Origin of the sequence: Paraburkholderia sp. BL27I4N3, from assembly GCF_003386115.1 — a bacterium.
In the GTDB taxonomy this organism is placed as follows: Bacteria; Pseudomonadota; Gammaproteobacteria; order Burkholderiales; family Burkholderiaceae; genus Paraburkholderia.
The window spans coordinates 3,195,206-3,214,117 of record NZ_QREJ01000001.1; the positions used below are offsets into that span (position 1 = coordinate 3,195,206).

General features: G+C 63.2%; 19 protein-coding genes. 9 read left to right on the top strand and 10 right to left on the bottom strand.

All coding sequences use genetic code 11. The features are described 5' to 3' along the window. The first annotated feature begins 129 nt into the window (after positions 1-129). On the top strand, positions 130-1,407 hold the full coding sequence (locus tag B0G71_RS14565; RefSeq protein ID WP_116142509.1) for a polyhydroxyalkanoate depolymerase: 1,278 nt from the start codon (positions 130-132) through the stop codon (positions 1,405-1,407). A gap of 88 nt (positions 1,408-1,495) precedes the next feature. On the opposite strand, the gene B0G71_RS14570 is transcribed toward B0G71_RS14565, so the two are convergent. After that, positions 1,496-2,128: a TetR/AcrR family transcriptional regulator gene (locus tag B0G71_RS14570; RefSeq protein ID WP_012432273.1), complete on the bottom strand. Its 633-nt coding sequence runs from the start codon at positions 2,126-2,128 to the stop codon at positions 1,496-1,498. Positions 2,129-2,370: 242 nt separating this feature from the next. Here B0G71_RS14570 and rsxB point away from each other — a divergent pair, with 242 nt between their 5' ends. The 3 genes from rsxB to B0G71_RS14585 all read left to right on the top strand — a co-directional run bounded on the left by rsxB (position 2,371) and on the right by B0G71_RS14585 (position 4,455). Next, positions 2,371-3,204 carry an electron transport complex subunit RsxB gene (gene rsxB, locus B0G71_RS14575; protein WP_116148609.1) on the top strand — a complete coding sequence of 278 codons (834 nt, stop codon included), beginning with the start codon at positions 2,371-2,373 and terminating at the stop codon, positions 3,202-3,204. A gap of 19 nt (positions 3,205-3,223) precedes the next feature. After that, positions 3,224-3,868: an endonuclease III gene (gene nth, locus B0G71_RS14580; protein WP_116142510.1), complete on the top strand. Its 645-nt coding sequence runs from the start codon at positions 3,224-3,226 to the stop codon at positions 3,866-3,868. Positions 3,869-4,020: 152 nt separating this feature from the next. Next, positions 4,021-4,455, top strand: a complete 435-nt coding sequence (locus tag B0G71_RS14585) for a DUF1841 family protein (protein ID WP_012432270.1) — start codon at positions 4,021-4,023, stop codon at positions 4,453-4,455. A 127-nt stretch (positions 4,456-4,582) separates the two neighbouring features. Here the strand turns inward: B0G71_RS14585 and B0G71_RS14590 are convergent, their stop codons facing one another. Both B0G71_RS14590 and B0G71_RS14595 read right to left on the bottom strand, forming a co-directional pair. Then, complete coding sequence (locus B0G71_RS14590) at positions 4,583-4,966, bottom strand: c-type cytochrome (protein WP_106280217.1); 384 nt, start codon at positions 4,964-4,966, stop codon at positions 4,583-4,585. Between the two features lie 59 nt (positions 4,967-5,025). Further along, complete coding sequence (locus tag B0G71_RS14595) at positions 5,026-5,394, bottom strand: c-type cytochrome (RefSeq protein WP_106280215.1); 369 nt, start codon at positions 5,392-5,394, stop codon at positions 5,026-5,028. Positions 5,395-5,875: 481 nt separating this feature from the next. Between B0G71_RS14595 and B0G71_RS14600 the strand changes: the two genes are divergently transcribed. The 4 genes from B0G71_RS14600 (at position 5,876) to tal (ending at position 10,690) form a co-directional block, all read left to right on the top strand. After that, positions 5,876-6,718, top strand: coding sequence for a MoxR family ATPase (locus tag B0G71_RS14600; RefSeq protein ID WP_012432267.1), 843 nt, complete (start codon positions 5,876-5,878; stop codon positions 6,716-6,718). 107 nt (positions 6,719-6,825) lie between these two features. After that, positions 6,826-8,001, top strand: a complete 1,176-nt coding sequence (locus B0G71_RS14605; protein ID WP_116142511.1) for a VWA domain-containing protein — start codon at positions 6,826-6,828, stop codon at positions 7,999-8,001. A gap of 50 nt (positions 8,002-8,051) precedes the next feature. Further along, the gene (locus tag B0G71_RS14610; RefSeq protein ID WP_116142512.1) at positions 8,052-9,272 is read left to right on the top strand and encodes a benzoate/H(+) symporter BenE family transporter; all 1,221 of its coding nucleotides are present in this window, start codon (positions 8,052-8,054) and stop codon (positions 9,270-9,272) included. Between the two features lie 464 nt (positions 9,273-9,736). Continuing rightward, positions 9,737-10,690, top strand: a complete 954-nt coding sequence (gene tal / locus B0G71_RS14615) for a transaldolase (protein WP_116142513.1) — start codon at positions 9,737-9,739, stop codon at positions 10,688-10,690. A 258-nt stretch (positions 10,691-10,948) separates the two neighbouring features. Here the strand turns inward: tal and B0G71_RS14620 are convergent, their stop codons facing one another. Further along, positions 10,949-12,187 (bottom strand): IS4 family transposase, encoded by a 1,239-nt coding sequence (locus B0G71_RS14620; protein ID WP_309546282.1) that lies wholly within the window; start codon positions 12,185-12,187, stop codon positions 10,949-10,951. Between the two features lie 354 nt (positions 12,188-12,541). Between B0G71_RS14620 and B0G71_RS14630 the strand changes: the two genes are divergently transcribed. Then, complete coding sequence (locus tag B0G71_RS14630) at positions 12,542-12,955, top strand: VOC family protein (RefSeq protein WP_116142514.1); 414 nt, start codon at positions 12,542-12,544, stop codon at positions 12,953-12,955. Between the two features lie 193 nt (positions 12,956-13,148). Here B0G71_RS14630 and B0G71_RS14635 read toward each other — a convergent pair whose 3' ends face one another. From B0G71_RS14635 to B0G71_RS14660, 6 genes are all read right to left on the bottom strand, one after another. Next, complete coding sequence (locus tag B0G71_RS14635) at positions 13,149-14,273, bottom strand: FUSC family protein (RefSeq protein WP_181916774.1); 1,125 nt, start codon at positions 14,271-14,273, stop codon at positions 13,149-13,151. Positions 14,274-14,422: 149 nt separating this feature from the next. Next, complete coding sequence (gene mctP, locus B0G71_RS14640; RefSeq protein WP_116142516.1) at positions 14,423-15,973, bottom strand: monocarboxylate uptake permease MctP; 1,551 nt, start codon at positions 15,971-15,973, stop codon at positions 14,423-14,425. Next, complete coding sequence (locus B0G71_RS14645) at positions 15,973-16,212, bottom strand: DUF3311 domain-containing protein (protein ID WP_106280205.1); 240 nt, start codon at positions 16,210-16,212, stop codon at positions 15,973-15,975. Before B0G71_RS14645 ends, mctP begins: the two co-directional genes overlap by 1 nt. Before the next feature lie 422 nt (positions 16,213-16,634). After that, a complete protein-coding gene (locus B0G71_RS14650; protein ID WP_116142517.1) occupies positions 16,635-17,576 on the bottom strand; it encodes a spermidine synthase in 942 nt (313 codons plus the stop codon). Then, positions 17,573-18,046: a DNA-deoxyinosine glycosylase gene (locus tag B0G71_RS14655; RefSeq protein WP_116142518.1), complete on the bottom strand. Its 474-nt coding sequence runs from the start codon at positions 18,044-18,046 to the stop codon at positions 17,573-17,575. The genes B0G71_RS14650 and B0G71_RS14655 overlap by 4 nt, the downstream gene beginning before the upstream one ends. Next, positions 18,046-18,729 carry a chorismate lyase gene (locus tag B0G71_RS14660; protein ID WP_116142519.1) on the bottom strand — a complete coding sequence of 228 codons (684 nt, stop codon included), beginning with the start codon at positions 18,727-18,729 and terminating at the stop codon, positions 18,046-18,048. Before B0G71_RS14660 ends, B0G71_RS14655 begins: the two co-directional genes overlap by 1 nt. Between the last annotated feature and the right edge of the window lie 183 nt (positions 18,730-18,912).

The window sequence follows — 18,912 nt, forward strand, 5'->3', positions numbered from 1 at the left end:
TACGCTTTGTTCGATATGATCGACGAGACTGTCGGCCGAAAAACAATGTGCCTACAAACAATTTGGCCCGCTGCAACGCCACAGGCGTGTTTGCGAAGCCCCATGCGAACCGCTTAAAACGGAGCACCCATGCTCTACCAACTGCACGAATTCCAACGGGCGATGTTGAGCCCCCTCACCGCCTGGGCTCAGGCCGCATCGAAATCCTTTGCGAATCCCGCCAGCCCTTTGGCCTACGTGCCTGGCGCCACGCGCCTCTCAGCCGGTTACGAACTGCTCTACCGGCTTGGTAAAGATTACGAAAAGCCCGAGTTCAATCTTCATCAGATTGTCAAAGACGGCCATAACATCCCGATCATCGAACAGACGATCATCGAGAAGCCGTTCTGCCGCCTGATGCGCTTCAAGCGTTTCGCGGACGACAGCGACGCTGTCATCCAATTGAAAGATGAACCGGTCGTGCTGGTGTGCGCACCGTTGTCAGGACACCACGCCACGCTGCTGCGCGACACCGTTAAAACGCTGCTGCAGGATCACAAGGTCTACCTGACCGACTGGATCGACGCGCGCATGGTGCCGCTCGAAGCCGGCGAGTTTGGTCTGGACGACTATGTCGCCTACATTCAGGAATTCATCCGTCACATCGGCGCGAAGAATCTGCACGTGATCTCGGTGTGTCAGCCGACCGTGCCGGTGCTCGCTGCCATCTCGCTGCTGGCGAGCCGCGGCGAAGACACGCCGCGCACCATGACGATGATGGGCGGCCCGATCGACGCGCGCAAAAGCCCGACCTCGGTCAACTCGCTCGCCACACAGCACTCGTACGAATGGTTCGAGAACAACGTGATCTTCACGGTGCCGCCGAATTATCCGGGCGTGGGCCGTAAGGTTTACCCGGGCTTTTTGCAGCACACCGGCTTTGTGGCCATGAATCCGGAACGCCACGCGGCGTCGCACTGGGATTACTACCAGAGCCTGCTGCGCGGCGACGAAGACGACGCGGAAGCGCATCGCCGCTTCTACGACGAGTACAACGCCGTGCTCGACATGGACGCTGACTATTATCTCGACACGATCCGCGTGGTCTTCCAGGAATTCAGCCTTGCCGAAGGCACGTGGGACGTCTCCGGCGAACGGGTGAAACCGCAGGACATCACGAAGACCGCGCTCTTCACGATCGAAGGCGAACTGGACGATATTTCCGGCGACGGCCAGACCTATGCCGCACACGATCTGTGCACGGGCATTCCGGAAGCGAACAAGCGTCACTTCACCGCGGAAAAGTGCGGGCACTACGGCATTTTCTCAGGGCGCCGCTGGCGCACCATCATCTATCCGCAGTTGCGCGACTTCATCCTCGAGCACAACAAGGCGCCGAAGGTTGCGAAGGAAAAAGTCGAAGCCTGAGCGTCGCACGCATAGTCGATAAACAACGGCCTCTTCGGAGGCCGTTGTCGTTTCTGAGGATCCCGAAGCCTCGGTGCGCGGCGCGACGTTACTTCCGCAACAGATAGGCGAGCAGCAACTCGGTGTTCATCTGAATCACTTCACTGCGCTCGCTCGCGCTGCTGAAATCGCGGCCGAGCGTGGCTTCGAGCGTGAAGCGGTTCGACACGATGTAATAGCCCATGCCGGACAGCGTGACATAGAAGCGCAGCGGATCGACATTGGTGCGAAACAGCCCCGCGCGTTGACCGCGTTCGAGAATGCCGCCGAGCGTGGCGACGATCGGCGAGATCATTTCGCGGATGCGCGTGGACTTCTGCATATAGCGTGCTTCGTGCAGATTCTCGTTATTGATGAGACGCAGCAACTCGGGATGATCGCGGTAGTAATCCCAAACAAAATGCGCGAGACGCGTGATGGCCTCGACCGGGGCAATGCCATTGAGTTCGAGCGTGCGCTCCGCTTCGTTGAGCGCGCTGAACGCGTGCTCGAGTACCGCGGTAAACAGTTGCTCCTTGCTACCGAAGTAGTAATAGAGCATGCGCTCATTCGTTTCCGCGCGGCGAGCGATCTGATCGACGCGCGCGCCGAATAGCCCACCATTTGCAAACTCTTCGGCCGCCGCGAGCAGAATGCGGCGCCGTGTGCCTTCAGGATCTCTTTTGATTTTCGGCTGATTCATGGTGGCATCGTCTTCGTGAGCCGCGTTATCCGGATCGCGCCGCCGGCCTCTCCTCGGGCCTTGCACCGACAGCACTGAACGGGCTGGTTGGGGGAATACCCTTCTGCGGTCTTTCGAAAAAGCGCTTCGATTATGGCACATGGATTGCGGATGGCAATTGGGGAAATCGGCGATAATGTGCTATTTAGTTCAAGCTGTGCGGCCGCAAGCCAAAGCACCAGTCAGAGCCCCACGCCGTGACCGTGACAGATACCAGAACCCTCGCAGACCGCATCGAAGATCTGCTCCCCCAGACGCAATGCACCAAGTGCGGTTACCCCGCATGCCGTCCCTATGCCGAAGCCGTTGCAAGCGGCGAGGCCAATTACAACCAGTGCCCGCCGGGCGGCGCCGAAGGCATCGCGCGGCTTGCCGCGTTGCTCGGCAAGCCGGTGATTCCGCTCAATTCCGCCAATGGCGTCGAAAGGCCGCGCCCGTTGGCGGTTATCGACGAGCAAGTTTGCATCGGTTGCACGTTGTGCATGCAGGCCTGTCCAGTCGATGCAATAGTTGGCGCACCGAAACAGATGCATACGGTGATCGTCGAGCTTTGCACGGGTTGCGACCTGTGCGTGCCGCCCTGCCCCGTCGACTGCATCGCCTTGCCGCCGGTCACGGGTGAAGCGACCGGTTGGAATGCATGGAGCCAGGCGCAGGCCGACGCCGCGCGCGCGCGCCACGACCGGCGCGAAGCGCGTCTCGCACGCGAGCGCGAGGCTGCCGAAGCACGTGCTGCAGCGCGGCGAGCAGGCAGCACTCCCACTGCTCAGGTTACCGAAACAACTGCGGCCAGCGAGGCGACGCCATCGGCTGCGCCCGCCGCGGACGACGCCGATGCAAAGAAACGCGCGATTATCCAGGCCGCGCTCGAACGTGCTCGCAAGAAGAAAGAGGAACTGGCCGCCAAAGGCCAGGGCCCGCTCAACACCGAGCGCGTGAGCGCGGATGTGCAGGCGCAGATCGACGCCGCCGAAGCACGCCGCCGCCGTCTCGGCCTCGCCGCGGACGACACCAGCACGCCGTCCGACAAGCGCTAACCGCACCGTCACGCCCAGCATGAACGCGAACAAACGCCGCGCCATCTACGAGACGCTTCAGAGTCTCAATCCTCATCCGACAACCGAACTCGAGTACACCACTCCGTTCGAACTGCTGATCGCCGTGTTGCTGTCCGCACAGGCCACCGACGTGTCGGTCAACAAGGCCATGCGCAAGATGTTCCCGGTCGCGAACACGCCGCAGAAGGTTTTCGATCTGGGCGAGGAAGGCGTGACCGGCTACATCAAGACTATCGGCCTCTATCGCACCAAGGCGAAGAACGTCATCGCGACGTGCCGCATTTTGCTCGACCAGTACGGCGGCGAAGTGCCCGAGGATCGCAAAGCGCTCGAAAGTCTGCCGGGCGTCGGCCGGAAAACGGCCAATGTGATTCTGAACACGGCGTTCGGTCATCCGACCATTGCGGTCGATACGCACATCTTTCGGGTTGCGAATCGAACCGGCCTCGCGCCCGGCAAGGACGTTCGCGCGGTCGAAGTGGCGCTGGAGAAATTCACGCCCGCCGAGTTCAAACAGGACGCGCACCACTGGTTGATCCTGCACGGCCGCTATGTGTGCAAGGCGCGCCGGCCTGAATGCTGGCATTGCGTGATCGAGCCGCTGTGCGAGTTCCGGCCGAAAACGCCGCCGCCGGATCTGTAAGCGCAACCGGCGCCTCGCTCAGCGCCGGAGCGCCGCCAGCAGCCCGCGCCGCCCCGGCGTAAAATGACGCCCTGCCTCGTCGGCTCGTCCGCTTCGCGAACCGACGCCTTCACAGGCTCACGTCCCACGCCCACTCAACGCACGGTCTCACGATGTTCAATCCCAGCCGCGACGAAGTCCGTCTCTTCTTCACCGACACCTGGCGCAAGCAGCGCAAAGGCGAAATTCTGACGCCGCTGGAGGCCATTGCCGCCGACTGGATCGTCGAACACCCCGAATACCACGCCGACCTGACCGACGGCGACGCCGCCCAGGCTCAGGACTACTCGCCCGAACGCGGCCAGACCAACCCGTTTCTGCATCTGTCGATGCATCTGGCGATCACCGAACAGCTCTCGATCGACCAGCCGCCCGGCATTCGCGCGGCGCATGAACGGCTTGCCGCACGCCTCGGCTCGACCCACGAAGCGCAGCACGCGATCATGGACTGCCTTGGCGAAACCATCTGGGAAGCGCAGCGCACCGGCACGCCGCCGGACACGGACGCGTATCTGCAGCGCATCGAGCGGCGCGCCACGCGCGATTGAGGCCGGCGTCGCGCGTACAAGGGCGAGCGGGGGCGAGCGGGCAAAGACCGCGGCTCCAAAAACACAACACCCCGCCGAAGCGGGGTGTCGTTCAATCCGAAAGCAGCGCGAAGATGGTGCGACGCGCTTACTTCTTCTGCACCAGATCGCCGTTCAGCGATTCGACATAAGCCGCAATGTCTTTCATATCGCTTTGCGACAGGCTTTGCACTTGGGCCTGCATGATCGGGTTGTTGCGGCCGAAATGCGGGTTGCCGTTGCCCATCTGATACTGACGCAGCGCAAAGTAGACATAGTCGGAGTGCTGACCCGCGAGCTTCGGATATTCCGGGCTCACCGGCTTGTTCAGGTTCACGCCGTGGCACGCCGCGCAGTTGTGGCTGTCGGACAGCACCTTGCCGTTGCCTGCGTCGGCCGCGTGCGCGAGGTTCGCTGCAACCAGACCGATCACTGCCGCCGACGCGCATGCAGCCTTGAACACCGTGTGGAGTGCCTGTTGGGGCTTATTCATGAATTCTCCTATCCCGCGAATTTATTAGCCGAGTGACTGGATGGACGAGCCGCAGCCGGTCACTTGTCGGGATTGCTCTTCGAAGAGGAATTTTGCGCTGCGTAGTAGGCCGCGATGTCGGCGATGTCCTGATCCGACAGCGACGCGGTAATGGCGCGCATGGTTTCGAAATGGCGGTCGCCCTTCTTGTAGCCATGCAGGGCGTTCTCGAGGTACGCCTGGTTCTGCCCGCCGAGCATTGGCACGCGGTAGACCTCAGGGTAAGCCGTGCGGTATTCAGGGATGCCGTGGCAGCCAATACACATCGCGACCTTGCCCTGGCCCGCCTTCGCGTTGCCGACGACATCCGCTGCCTGCGCACTGGCCGTATAGCCCGCGAGCACCGACAGCGCTGCGATCACGACGTTTTTGCCAACGAATTTGTTCATAGCATGTAACCTGGCTTGAGGGGAAACGGGCGACCAGAAGGCAACGGCCCGCGCCGTCATTCTTATAGGGTAGCCACGCAGGCCAAAAAAATCGGGCTAATTGTACCGCGACGCCGCGCCGAACGTCCACCGCGCGGGGCGGCGGCGCGTCCAGCCGCCGCAAAGCCACGGCTAGCGCCGCTTTGCTTCGCCGCAGCCGATCCGCGGGGCATGGCGGCCACCGTCGCATATGGGCTGCTCACGCTGGTGCGCACCCGTTCGATACCGCGGCCAGCACGGCAACCGACGCCCCGCCCAGCCCGCTCTCGCCCGGCTCGCCCGCCCACCGGGCGCGCCGGGCGAGCATTCGGCCCGCTCGCGGACGCCGCGTGCGCACTCTTTTACGCCACGGCACCGCGGAAGACACCTTACGCGAGGCGGTTTCAGGCCAACAGGCCTTCTGACTTATACTGGGTTTTTTCCCAAAAAAGAGCAGCTCGCCATGCGTTTCGAAGGCTCATCGCAGTACGTCGCCACCGACGACCTCAAGCTCGCGGTCAACGCCGCGATGACGCTCAAGCGCCCGCTGCTGATCAAGGGCGAGCCCGGCACGGGCAAAACCATGCTCGCCGAAGAAGTCGCCGCCGCGCTCGGCATGCCGCTGCTGCAATGGCACATCAAGTCCACCACCAAGGCGCAGCAAGGTCTGTACGAATACGACGCGGTGTCGCGCCTGCGCGATTCGCAACTCGGCGACGAGCGCGTCAAGGACATCCGCAACTACATCGTCAAGGGCGTGCTGTGGCAGGCGTTCGAGTCGGACGAGCAAACCGTGCTGCTGATCGACGAGATCGACAAGGCCGACATCGAATTTCCGAACGATTTGCTGCGTGAACTCGACCGCATGGAGTTCTACGTGTACGAAACGCACGAGCTGATCCGCGCGAAACAGCGCCCGCTCGTGATCATCACGTCGAACAACGAGAAGGAGCTACCGGACGCGTTCCTGCGCCGCTGCTTCTTCCACTACATCAAGTTCCCCGATCCGGTCACCATGCAGCAGATCGTCGAGGTGCACTACCCCGGCATCAAGAAGGAACTGCTCGCGGCCGCCATGCAGAGTTTTTTCGAACTGCGCAACGTCGCCGGATTGAAGAAGAAGCCGTCCACCTCGGAACTGCTCGACTGGCTCAAACTGCTGCTCGCCGAAGACATTCCGCCGGAAGCGCTGCGCTCGTCCGACCAGAAGCAGATCATTCCGCCGCTGCACGGCGCGCTGCTGAAAAACGAGCAGGACGTGAGCCTGTTCGAGCGGCTGATCTTCATGAACCGCAATAACCGTTGATCGAGCGTTCAACGAGCGCCGATGATCGTGACCAGGAGCCGGATGGTCGCGAGGCCGCCACTGAAAAGCGCGCCGCCCCGACCACCCGCCGCCGCAGAGGACCCAGCATGCTGATCGACTTCTTCTACTCGCTGCGCGCCGCCAAACTGCCGGTGTCGGTGAAGGAATACCTGACGCTGCTCGAGGCGCTCAAGGCCAACGTGATCGCGCCGTCGCTCGACGAGTTCTACTATCTCGCGCGCATCACGCTGGTCAAGGACGAGCAGTACTTCGACAAGTTCGACCAGGCGTTCGGCGCGTATTTCCAAGGCGTCGCGCAAGCTTCGGAACTCGCCTTCGACATCCCGCTCGACTGGCTGAAAAAGAAGCTGCAACGCGACCTGTCGCCGGAGGAAAAAGCGCAGATCGAGGCGATGGGCGGCCTCGACAAGCTCATGGAGCGCCTGAAGGAACTGTTCGAAGAGCAGAAGGAGCGCCACGAAGGCGGCAGCAAGTGGATCGGCACGGGCGGCACGTCGCCGTTCGGCAATGGCGGCTACAACCCGGAGGGCGTGCGCATCGGCGGCGACGCGGCGGGCAACCGCACCGCCGTCAAGGTCTGGGAAGCGCGCGCCTATCGCGATTACGACGACCAGGTGGAAATCGGCACGCGCAACATCAAGATCGCGCTGCGGCGCCTGCGCCGCTTCGCTCGCGAAGGCGCCGCCGAAGAGCTCGATCTGCCCGACACGATCCGCAGCACGGCCGCGAACGCCGGCTGGCTCGATCTGAAGATGGTGCCAGAGCGGCACAACAAGGTGAAAGTACTGATGCTGCTGGACGTGGGCGGCTCGATGGACGATCACATCAAGCGCACCGAGGAGCTGTTCTCCGCCGCCAAAGCCGAGTTCAAGCACCTGGAGTTCTACTATTTCCACAACTGCGTGTACGACTTTCTGTGGAAAAACAACCGCCGCCGTCACGCCGAGCGCATGCCGACGTGGGACGTGCTGCACAAATTCACCTCGGACTACAAGCTGATCTTCGTCGGCGACGCGACCATGAGCCCGTACGAAGTCCTGCAGCCGGGCGGCTCGGTGGAGTACAACAACGCCGAAGCCGGCGCGGTCTGGCTGCGCCGGCTCGCCGATCATTTCCCGCATCACGCGTGGCTCAATCCCGAACCGGAAGGCTTGTGGGCGTACCGGCAGTCGGTCAGCGCGATCCGCGAAGTGCTCGGCCATCGCATGTACCCGCTCACGCTCGCCGGCCTCGAGGCCGCCATGCGCATGCTGAGCAAATAGCAGGGCACGTTCTACCTTCGCCTTACCATCTTCGATAAGAAAGCATCTGCATGAGTCCGTCTAGCACGCCCCATTTGTCCCCGGCCGCCGCGCCGCCCGGGCGCCTCAATCCTTTCGCCGACACGTCGCTGTCCGCCATCGTCGCCGGTTTTGTCGCGATGATGACCGGCTACACCAGTTCGCTCGTGCTGATGTTCCAGGCCGGCCAGGCCGCGCATCTATCCGACGCGCAGATTTCGTCGTGGATCTGGGCCTTGTCGATCGGCATGGCGGTCTGCACGATCGGCCTGTCGCTGCGCTTTCGCGCACCGATCGTGATCGCCTGGTCGACGCCCGGCGCGGCGCTGCTGGTGTCCTCGCTGCCGCATGTGGCGTATGCGGAAGCGATCGGCGCGTTTATCGTCTGCGCGCTGCTGCTCACGTTGGTCGGCCTGACCGGCTGGTTCGACACGCTGATGAAGAAGATTCCGGCGGGCATCGCCTCGGCTTTGCTGGCGGGCATCCTGTTCGAGATCGGCATCGAGATTTTCCGCGCCGCGCAATTCCAGACCGCGCTCGTGCTGACGATGTTTTTCACCTATCTGATCGTCAAACGGCTCGCGCCGCGCTACGCGATCGTCACGACGCTGATCGTCGGCACCGCGGCTGCCGGCGGGCTCGGGCTGCTCGACTTCAGCCGCTTTCACGTCGCGCTGGCGCATCCGGTGTTCACGATGCCGGCGTTTTCGGTAGCGGCCGGCGTCAGCATCGGAATTCCGCTGTTCGTCGTGGCGATGGCATCGCAGAACGTGCCGGGCATCGCCGTGCTGCGCGCGGACGGCTACACCACGCCCTCGGCGCCGCTGATTTCGACCACCGGCATCGCCTCGTTGCTGCTCGCGCCGTTCGGTTCGCACGGCATCAATCTTGCGGCGATCACCGCGGCGATCTGCACCGGCCCCGAAGCGCACGAAAACCGCAACAAGCGCTATATGGCGGCGGTGTGGTGCGGCATCTTCTATCTGATCGCCGGGGTTTTCGGCGCGACCATCGCCGCACTGTTTGCGGCCTTGCCAAAGGCGCTGGTGGTGTCCGTCGCGGCGCTGGCGTTGTTCGGCTCGATCATGAGTGGCCTCGCCAACGCGATGCAGGACCTGAAGCAGCGCGAGGCGGCGCTGGTCACGTTCATGGTGACGGCGTCGGGGCTGACTTTGCTGTCCATCGGCTCGGCTTTCTGGGGCCTGGTGGCGGGTGTGCTGACGCAAGTCGTGTTGAATGCGCGGCGCGCTTGATGCGCCTGCGGCGCGAGGCGGCGGCCTGGTGATCTGGCGGCGGGCGACAGCCGCGCTGCCGCGGAGCGGGTGTTGAACGCCCTGCGCGCTTGATGCGTCCGCTGCGCGAGGCGACGGCTCGACGTCCAGCCGCCTTTCGCCTGTTGCCTGTTGCCGGCAAAATCGGTTGGCAATAATCAGTCGGTAAAATCCGCTCGGCAGAATCGGTCAGCGCTGGATCGATCGGCGGAAAATGCCGCGTGATATCGATGTGAACGGATCGCCATGGGCAAGTGTCAACACTGCATCAGCCGATCCGCCATAGAATAGAAGCATCCGGCAGCGCTTTCCGTCAAAATTTCCCGGCACGATGACGGGCAGCGCTGCAGCGTGACCCGCGGCCGCCGGAACTGGTTTGCGTTTCAGACCGGTGGCAACCTCATTTCTCCTGAACCACGGCGCGCACGCGCCTTGAAGGCTCGAACATGACAACCGCACTCGATCAACTCAAGCAATACACCACCGTCGTGGCCGATACCGGCGACTTCCAGCAGCTTGCCCAGTACAAGCCGCAGGACGCGACCACCAATCCGTCGCTGATTCTGAAAGCGGTGCAGAAAGACGACTATAAGCCGCTGCTCGAAAAGACAGTGAAGGCTCACGCGTCGAAGCCGGTCGGCGCGATCATCGACCAGTTGCTGATCGCCTTCGGCACCGAAATTCTCAAGATCATTCCGGGCCGCGTGTCGACGGAAGTGGACGCGCGCCTCTCGTTCGACACCGAAGCGTCGATCGCCAAGGGCCGCGAACTGATCTCGCTGTACAAGGAGCACGGTATCGGCCGCGAACGCGTGCTGATCAAGCTGGCTTCCACGTGGGAAGGTGTCCGCGCGGCGGAAGTGCTGCAGAAGGAAGGCATTCACTGCAACATGACGCTGCTGTTCTCGCTCGCTCAGGCGGCGGCCTGTGCTGAGGCTGGCGCGCAGTTGATCTCGCCGTTCGTCGGGCGGATTTACGACTGGTACAAGAAGAACGCCGGCAGCGCGTGGGACGAAGCGAAAGACGGCGGCGCCAATGACCCCGGCGTCAAATCGGTGCGCCGCATTTACGCGTACTACAAGAAGTTCGGCTACAAGACCGAGGTGATGGGCGCGAGTTTTCGCACGCCGGGGCAGATTCTCGAACTGGCTGGGTGCGATCTGCTGACTATCAGTCCGGATTTGCTGCAGAAGCTGCAGGAGAGCACGGAGAAGGTGGAGCGGAAGCTGTCGCCGGATAGCGCTAAAGATGCGGATATTGAACGCGTGCCGGTTGATGAAGCGTCGTTCCGGTTTCTCGTCAATGATGAGGCTATGGCGACTGAGAAGCTCGCGGAAGGGATTCGGGCGTTTGCCGCTGATGCGGTTAAGTTGGAGAAGTTGATCGAAGCTTTGCGGTAAGAGTCGCTTGCGCTTCTTTTAGCCGCTGCGCGACATACACGGCCCTGGACTCCACGGTTCAGGGCCGTGTGCCGTTTACTCCCCTGAAGCACCTGTTTGCTGCTGCGTTTGAACCGCGTCGCGCGCCGTCGCGTCTACGACATTTAGTCACAATTGACGCCTGATCGACGACTAGAATCTTTTTGCAAGGGCCTTTCTCGGTGGTCTATTGGCGTCGCCCCTGTGCGGGGCAATGCTCTCAACTTAAGCTCCGCTGGATCATGCGAGTTTGTACGCGAGATGGAAGTGGGGCTTGGCCTTTCTGGGTGGTCTTGTATAGGAGCGTGAGGGCTGTATCCGGCATCGGGTCTGGCGGATCAGTTCCAGCACACCGGCGAGGCCGTCCAGGCAGCGCTGGATGCGCAGAAGACACGCGCCGAGGATGGGCTTGAGTGCGCCCAGTGCATACACCCGGTTGGGACGGCTGGCATGTCTGTCGTCGTGCGGCGCATCGAGATCGCTGAGCAGGGTGAACAGGTTGTCGGCGAGGATTTTTGCGCCGAAGTCCTGCTGTAACGCCAGGTAATCGAGGCCTGTGACGGCTTCCAGCCGCAGCCGGTGCTTGAGTCGTTTGAACGCTTCCTCGACCCGCCAGCGCTGATGATAGAGCGCGCCGAACGATGCCGCCGGATAACGCCCGCCATCGAGCAGCGAGGTCATCAGCACCCGCACGCGACCGCCCGGCGTGACGTCGCGGATCAGGCGCACAGTGGTGGGCGTACGCGCCAGTTCATAGTCGCGGGCATCCAGTTCGCTGGGCGCGTCCAGTGTCACCACACGCTCGGCTTTACCGCTGCGGGCAAAGGCGCTGACGCATTTCCAGTTACGCGCATCGACGCGCATGCAGAACGGGATTTCGCGCTGTGCGAGCGCGGCCACCATCGCGTTGCCGATATAGCCGCGATCGAGCAGCAGCAGGTCGGTATGCGGTTGCAGCACATCGAGGGCTTCGAACAGCATCTGCCGCTCGCCGCCGTCGGCGGGATGAAGTGCAGCGTGCAGGGTCAGTTCGGAACCCGGCAGGAATAGCGCAAACGCGTAGTGATCGGCGCGCAGTTCATGGCCGCGACGCGTGCCCACACGCAGGCGGCTGCCATCAGCGGCGACCAGCCTCAGGCCGTGCCAGCGCATCGAATCGATATGGGGTTGGGCCAGCGAGATCAGGCGGGCGCGGGCCAGCTCGAACAGTTCGGCAGACACGCCCCGTCGCGCCTTGCTGAAGGCCTGTGCGCTGACAGCGCGGGTGCGCCCGCCGCGGCTTCCCAGTGCGCCGAATAGCGCGTCAAGTTCGGCCTGCACACTGGCGCACATGCCCGACATCATCAGCGCGGCCATGCGCGGCAAGGTCAGTGTGCGATTGCGGGTAAAGGCGGTGGGAGAACGACGCACGCGATCGGCGAGCGCCGGATCGAACAGGAATTCGGAGAACTCAGCCAGAAGCCTTGAGGACGCTGGTATTTGAGTTCATATCGTTGATTTATCAGTGAGTTATGCGATGAAGTTTACAGGGCTAACGCCCTGTATACAAGCCCTTCGAGGCTTAAGTTGAGAGCATTGCTGTGCGGGGCGGCACCTACTTTCTTTGCCGCGGCAAAGAAAGTAGGCAAAGAAAGCCGCTTCACACCGCCAGCTCATAAGCGGAGCCCCCGCACAGTCGCGGTAGTGGTGCATCTGGAATCTGTGTTCTCGCACATTCCGCTTTCGTGACAAGGCACTCATTCTTCCGGCGGCGCTGCGCGCGGCGGCGCGGTACTTCTTCAATCCGTGGGCTCTTGCGGGATGTCGCGCTGCTCACCCCTTCCGGAGACGGTCATGGTTGTTCAACCTTACGTATTTTTCAATGGACGGTGCGAGGAAGCGCTCGACTATTATTGCGCTAAGCTCGGCGCTCAAGTCACCTTCAAGATGCGCTACAAAGAGGCGCCGCCCGATCCGCAAAATCAGGCGCGACCCGGTCTCGAAGAAAAAATCATGCACGCCAATGTGCGCATGGGTTCAACCGACTGGATGGCCTCCGACGGTCATTGCGATCCCGCCGCCACCATGAACGGCTTCAGCCTCTCGCTAACCGCCGACGACGACGGGTCCGCCAAACAGTTCTTCAATGCGCTCGCCGACGGCGGTCAGGTAACGCTCCCGTTTCAGCCAACCTTCTGGAGCAAAGGCTTCGGCATGGTGGTCGATCGCTTCGGTCTCATGTGGATGGTGACAGCGCCCGATAGTTAAGCGCGACGGCGCCGCAGACCACAGTGAGCGTGCACACCAGCGGCGGTTACGACGATTGTGGCGGTTGCCGCGGTTGCCGCGGTGCCGCGTTCGCAGCAGCGCAGCGGCGCTCGCGAAGGCGGCCGCGATTGCGCTCGTCACTGCTCTCGATTCGGTCAGCCCGCCGCGCCGCCCAGGAGCGGGCGCCGCCCCATCAAGCCTTCAACAAAGGCCACGCACGCCGTTCGATGTTCCAGTTCGGCTCGGTTTCCAGCAACCGCTCGCGCAGGCGGTCCACCTGTTCGGCAAGCCGTTGTCCAAGCCAGTACGGCCCCTGAAATTCGGGCGGCAGCCTCAGCGCCGCGTCGCCGTGCGTCTGCGCGAGCGCCGACGCGGACGGAATGCCGAAGTGCGTCGCCCGGCCAAAACGCAGGCCGCGCGCCATCCCCAGCAGAATCGCCCGCACGGTGCGCACCTCGACGCCGCATTGCTCGGCGTACGCGGCGCGCGCCGTAGCGTCGGCGTGCATCAGCGGACCAGTGGCGAGCAACTCCAGCGAACTGAGCACCGAGCGGTGCAGCCGCTGAATCTCTTCGAGCTTCGACTGCGGCACCTCGATTTCCTTCGCCACCGAAGGCATCAGCGAACGCAATTGCACGAGCCGCTTGTTGATCGCCAGAAAGCGCTTGACCTGCTCTTCCTCGTTGATGGTCTCGCCCTCCAGCAGCCGCGTGTAGATTCGCGCGCATTCGCGCAGATTGGTCGCGAGCCCATAGCGCCACGAATAGGTGGCATGCAGCGGCAGCGCAAACGAAAACGCCAGCGCAATCACAATGCCGATCAGCACATTCGCCGTACGCCACAGGCCGACGTCGATCTGGTTGTCGCCGTGACCCGCGACGATGCACATGGTGATCGCCGTCAACAGCCCGATATAGCCCGACGAGCCGATCGCAAACCACGCGCAGATGCCCGCGACGATCGACATCAGCACATAAGTGAGCGGCGGCGAGTCGGTCAGGTTCTGCAACACGATCAGCGCGAGCCCGATCGACGCCCCGAGCAGCGTGCCCGCCGCCCGCTCCGCCGCCTTCTTGCGGATGTTGCCGTGATGCTGCAAGCCGCCGATCACCACCAGCAAAGTGACCGACGACCAGATTCCGTGCGGAATGTCGATGCCGGTGGTCGCCAGAATCGACACCAGCATGGCCAGCCCGACACGCAGACTGTGCAGCACCCTGGCGTGGCGATAGCGGTAGTAAGGCGACGTAACCGCGCGAACCATCCGGCTGAGCGCCGAGCGGCGTGGAATCACAGTGTGGGAATCGGCAGAAGCCATGGCGGCGCGCTCGATACGGTGAAGGACGGTTCCGCTATCCTGCCCTAGAGTGCCTCATCAAGACAAACGCCCGCACACTTTCGTGTGCGGGCGTTGCTGTTTTCAGGCTGCCGCCCGCGTAGAGCGGTACGACATGAAGCATGCCTCGATCAGCTTTCGACCACGTCCAGATAGTCTTCCGGACGGGTACGGTCTTCAGCGCGCTGCATGCCGACCGCGCGCACCAGCAAGCTCACCACCACCGACACCACCAGATTCACGATCAGCGACCACACCGCGGCGTAGCCCGGAATCGCCATGCCGAACAGGTGGATCGTGAAGATCGAGCCGGCCAGCTTCAGTGAAATCGCCATCCACGTGCCGGTTGCGATACCGACCGCCCAGCCCGCCAGCAAGCCGCGATAGTCGAGCACGCGCGTGTACAGACCGAGCACGATGGCCGGCAACGTCTGGATGATCCAGATACCGCCGAGCAACTGCAACTGGATCGCGTACGTGAGCGGCAGGCCGAGAATGAACGCCACCGCGCCGACCTTGACGATCAGCGAGACCAGCTTCGCGACATTGGTCTCCTGCTCATGCGTCATGTTGCGGTTGACGAACTCCTTGTGGATGTTGCGCGTGTACAGGTTCGCCGCCGCAATCGACATGATCGCCGCCGGCACCAGCGCGCCGATGCCGATCGCCGCGAACGCCACGCCCACGAACCACGACGGGAAGTAATGCAGGAACAGCGCCGGCACTGCGAAGTTCGGACCGAACGCCTTGAAGTAAGGCGCGAACTCAGGCATGTCCTTCACGCCCGAAGCCAACGCCATGAAGCCGAGCAGCGCGAGCAGGCCGAGCACCAGCGAGTAAGCCGGCAGCATCGCCATATTGCGGCGGATCGTGTTACCCGACTTCGACGACAGCACCGCCGTGATTGAGTGCGGGTACAGGAACAGCGCGAGCGCCGAACCCACCGCGAGCGTCGCGTACGCGCTGTAACCGTTCAGACTCGAGACGTCCGGCGCCTTCAGCAGCAGCTTGGCCGGCGGCACCGCGCTGAAAATGTGACCGAAGCCGCCCAGTTGCGGCGGAATCACGATGATCGCGGCGAAGATCGTGATGTAGATCAGCACGTCCTTGACCACCGCGATCATGGCCGGCGCGCGCAGACCCGAGGTGTACGTGTACGCCGCCAGGATCGCGAACGCAATGATCAGCGGCAGATCGCCGACGAAGCCCTTGGTGTCGAAACCGAGCGCGCCGATCACCACTTCGATACCGACCAGTTGCAACGCGATGTACGGCATGGTCGCGACGATGCCGGTCACGGCGATCGCCAGAGCGAGCATGCGGCTGCCATAACGCGCCGACACGAAGTCCGCCGACGTCACATAGCCCTGACGTTTGGCGATGCTCCACAGTTTCGGGAACACCACGAACGCGAACGGATAGATCAGGATCGTGTAAGGCAGCGCGAAGAAACCCGTTGCGCCCGCACCGAACACCAGCGCCGGCACGGCGATGAAGGTGTACGCGGTGTACAGGTCGCCGCCCAGCAGGAACCACGTAACGATGGTGCCGAAGCGCCGGCCGCCGAGGCCCCACTCTTCCAGATGCGCCAGATCGCCGCGCCGCCAGTGGGCCGCGATAAAGCCGAGAATCGTGACGCCGATGAAAAACAGAACGAAGACGAAAGTTGCGATGGCGTTCATTATCGTGCGCCCCCCTGCGGACGGCCGCTGGAGCGCGTCTTGGTCTTGAAGTACACGAGCGCCGTGATGATTGCGCTGATCAGCACCCACAGGAGCTGATACCAGTAGAAGAACGGAAAGTCGAACAGCACCGGTTCGACCTTGTTATATGACGGCACCCAGATCATCGCGATCCAGGGCAACAGCAGCAACCAGAGCCAGTGCTTGCTGGCTTTGTTCGCGTCGGCGTCGTGAGCCATGACGTCTCCTCTTCCCTATTATTGAAATGTTGGCCCGTGTTTGACGGGTGGTGGATCCCGCTGCGAGGGGTGGCCCCGCGAATGCCCACGGGTGCCCCGAAAGCTTCGAAAGAGTATAGGAGCGGCGAGAGCGCGGTCAAGCAGGGGCGACCCCAGCACGATCGCGCTTTCGAGGTCGGCGCGAAGGTGTTTCTGCAAGAGGAGTGAAAGCGCTGCGGCGAGGCGCATCAAGCCGTGCCGCTTGGGTCTGACAGGCCGGCCCGCATCGCGAGGAAGAGGACCGGCCGTTCAATGCGCGATGGATGAGGGCCGCGAACGTCGCGTGGACGCAACGGCGCGCGGCGCACCGGCTGCGACACTTAGCCCATGCACTGCTTTGGATCGGACCGGCTTGCGCGGCCCGACCGGATGGGTCGTTGCAATCAGATCGAGAACGCGGCGCCGTTTTGCCCGGTCGATTCCTGCAGGCCCTTGATCCATTTGCGCGCAGGCAGACCGAGTTCCGCTTCGATCAGCCTGGCGCGCGCCTGCAGCGCCGCGAACGGCACCTCGAGCGCCGGGCCCGAAAACGCGATCGCGATGCGGTTGCCGTCGTGCACTTCCGGCAGCGCGACCACGCGGCCGTCGAAGGCTTCGTTCAGACGCTTCATGTTGCGCACGAAGCTCGGGTGATCGCCGAACAGGTTCACCGTCACCACGCCCGCGTCGGTCAGGCACGCACGCACCGCGCGATAGAAGCCGACGCTGTCGAGCACCGGACCGCGCGCCGTTGCGTCGTAGACATCGATCTGCAACGCGCCGATTGTGCCGTGGTTGGCGCGGTCGTTGACGAAATCCCATGCGTCGGCTTCATGCACGGTCAGACGGGCGTCGTCGTGCGGCAGCTCGAACATCGTGCGCGCGGCCACGACGACCGCCGGGTTCACCTCCACCGCCTCGACCTTCGCGCGTTTCAGGAAGCGATGCGCGAACTTGGTCAGCGCCGCGGCGCCCAGACCGAGCTGGACGATGCGCTTGGGCGTTTCGATAAACAGCAGCCAGGCCATCATCTGCTGCGCGTATTCGAGTTCGATGTGATCCGGCTTACGCAGACGCATCGCGCCTTGCACCCACTCCGTGCCGAAATGCAGAAAGCGCACGCCGCCTTCTTCGGAGAACGTCACTGGCGCGAAGCGCGGTTTGCGCGGCGCTTCGATTTGCGGCGCGTCGTGCAGATCGTCGTCGTGCGAAACGCGCGTTTTGTTGCGCGCGGGGTTCTGCGATTTCTGCGGTTTCTGCGTTTTCTGTTTTCCACCGGCGGCGTCAGCGTCGCGGTTGCGGAAGGCACGCGCTTCAGCCGAAGCGCGCCTGATCAATTTCGTCATGTAAGGATGTCGCGCCAAAGACGCAATTTCTGGTCGAACGAGAGCATAGCATTCGCCGGACTCGACGAAGGCAATACGAGGGTGGCATAGCCCGCCGCGCCGATCACCGGCGCAAAGCGGCCCGCCGTCTTGCCGTTGAAGCAGACTTTGGCGAGCTTCGGCGCGTGCGCGCGCAGCGAGGCAAAATCATTCGGACTGGCGTTGCGGATCGCGGCATCGAGACTGCCTTCGCGCGTGCAGGCGGCGAGCACGTCCCACACGCCGATGCCGTGCGCGAGCAGGCGGCGCAAACGCTCCTCGTAAGTGAGTTCGGTGAGCGGTTCGTCGAGCACGGCACCGAGCAGGCGCCAGAACTGGTTACGAGGATGCGCGTAGTACTGTGTCGCGGCGAGCGACGCCTCGCCGGGAAAACTGCCGAGAATCAGCGTATGCGTATCCGCGGCGGCGACCGGAGGAAAACCGCGCAGCATCAGCGGCTCCCTTCGTCGGACGCGCGCATCGCGGGATGCGCGCGCGATGCGGTGTGCTCGAGCGGACGGCCGTGTTCGCGCACCCGCGGATGCGCGAGCCGCTCGTCCGATCGGCTCGCGCCGGACAAGGTCGCCAGATGCGTCCATAACGCGGGCAACATGCATTCGGTGACCATCAACGGCGCGCCATGGCGCTCGAATACCGAGCGGCGCGCGACCAACGCGTGCGGCGGCAACCCTTCAATTTCACGCGCGGCCAGACGATAAAGCGGATGCCGCGCGGTCAACCTGCGGCTCACCAGCGACGAACGCGCCACGCTGCTATCGCTATACAGCAACTCAGCCAGCGGCCGCGTGCGCAGACGCCGCATGGCCTGCCAAACACCGGCGCTGGCGGCGAGCGGCGCGACGCTATGCGCGGCGACAAACGGTATGCCGTCGACCGACAGCGCGACTTCCCGAACCCAGACCGGCGCACGCGACACGAGGCCGAGCGCCGCGCGCTCGTCGGCCCACGGCAGCGCGACGCCTTCGTGCGTGACGCGTACCGCGACGGCACCGAGCGCACGCAGATGCGCGGTCAGTGAACCGCCACGGGTCAGCCAGTCTTTCTGGGCGGCGCTGAAGCCGGGTAAGGGCGCGACGCGCCAGTGGGCGTCGGCGGCATCGAAACGGATGGACATGGTGTCGGATTATAACGGCGCGGCTGTCGGACCATTCGCCAACACCCAGGCCTTGCCCTTCAGCAGATTTCATCCATTACGACAGAGGTAGCGAAGCGCTCTCACCGGCGTGTCGATTTCAGATAGTTCCGATTCTCCACGACTTGCGTCGCGCGATAAAACCTCCGTGCTTTGCAAAGCCGG

Excerpts from the sequence above, each read along its gene's own strand:
- B0G71_RS14565 (WP_116142509.1), top strand. The coding sequence starts at position 130 with ATGCTCTACCAACTGCACGAATTCCAACGGGCGATGTTGAGCCCCCTC.
- B0G71_RS14570 (WP_012432273.1), bottom strand. The coding sequence starts at position 2,128 with ATGAATCAGCCGAAAATCAAAAGAGATCCTGAAGGCACACGGCGCCGC.
- nth (WP_116142510.1), top strand. The coding sequence starts at position 3,224 with ATGAACGCGAACAAACGCCGCGCCATCTACGAGACGCTTCAGAGTCTC.
- B0G71_RS14585 (WP_012432270.1), top strand. The coding sequence starts at position 4,021 with ATGTTCAATCCCAGCCGCGACGAAGTCCGTCTCTTCTTCACCGACACC.
- B0G71_RS14590 (WP_106280217.1), bottom strand. The coding sequence starts at position 4,966 with ATGAATAAGCCCCAACAGGCACTCCACACGGTGTTCAAGGCTGCATGC.
- B0G71_RS14595 (WP_106280215.1), bottom strand. The coding sequence starts at position 5,394 with ATGAACAAATTCGTTGGCAAAAACGTCGTGATCGCAGCGCTGTCGGTG.
- B0G71_RS14600 (WP_012432267.1), top strand. The coding sequence starts at position 5,876 with ATGCGTTTCGAAGGCTCATCGCAGTACGTCGCCACCGACGACCTCAAG.
- B0G71_RS14605 (WP_116142511.1), top strand. The coding sequence starts at position 6,826 with ATGCTGATCGACTTCTTCTACTCGCTGCGCGCCGCCAAACTGCCGGTG.
- B0G71_RS14610 (WP_116142512.1), top strand. The coding sequence starts at position 8,052 with ATGAGTCCGTCTAGCACGCCCCATTTGTCCCCGGCCGCCGCGCCGCCC.
- tal (WP_116142513.1), top strand. The coding sequence starts at position 9,737 with ATGACAACCGCACTCGATCAACTCAAGCAATACACCACCGTCGTGGCC.
- B0G71_RS14630 (WP_116142514.1), top strand. The coding sequence starts at position 12,542 with ATGGTTGTTCAACCTTACGTATTTTTCAATGGACGGTGCGAGGAAGCG.
- B0G71_RS14635 (WP_181916774.1), bottom strand. The coding sequence starts at position 14,273 with ATGGCTTCTGCCGATTCCCACACTGTGATTCCACGCCGCTCGGCGCTC.
- mctP (WP_116142516.1), bottom strand. The coding sequence starts at position 15,973 with ATGAACGCCATCGCAACTTTCGTCTTCGTTCTGTTTTTCATCGGCGTC.
- B0G71_RS14645 (WP_106280205.1), bottom strand. The coding sequence starts at position 16,212 with ATGGCTCACGACGCCGACGCGAACAAAGCCAGCAAGCACTGGCTCTGG.
- B0G71_RS14650 (WP_116142517.1), bottom strand. The coding sequence starts at position 17,576 with ATGACGAAATTGATCAGGCGCGCTTCGGCTGAAGCGCGTGCCTTCCGC.
- B0G71_RS14655 (WP_116142518.1), bottom strand. The coding sequence starts at position 18,046 with ATGCTGCGCGGTTTTCCTCCGGTCGCCGCCGCGGATACGCATACGCTG.
- B0G71_RS14660 (WP_116142519.1), bottom strand. The coding sequence starts at position 18,729 with ATGTCCATCCGTTTCGATGCCGCCGACGCCCACTGGCGCGTCGCGCCC.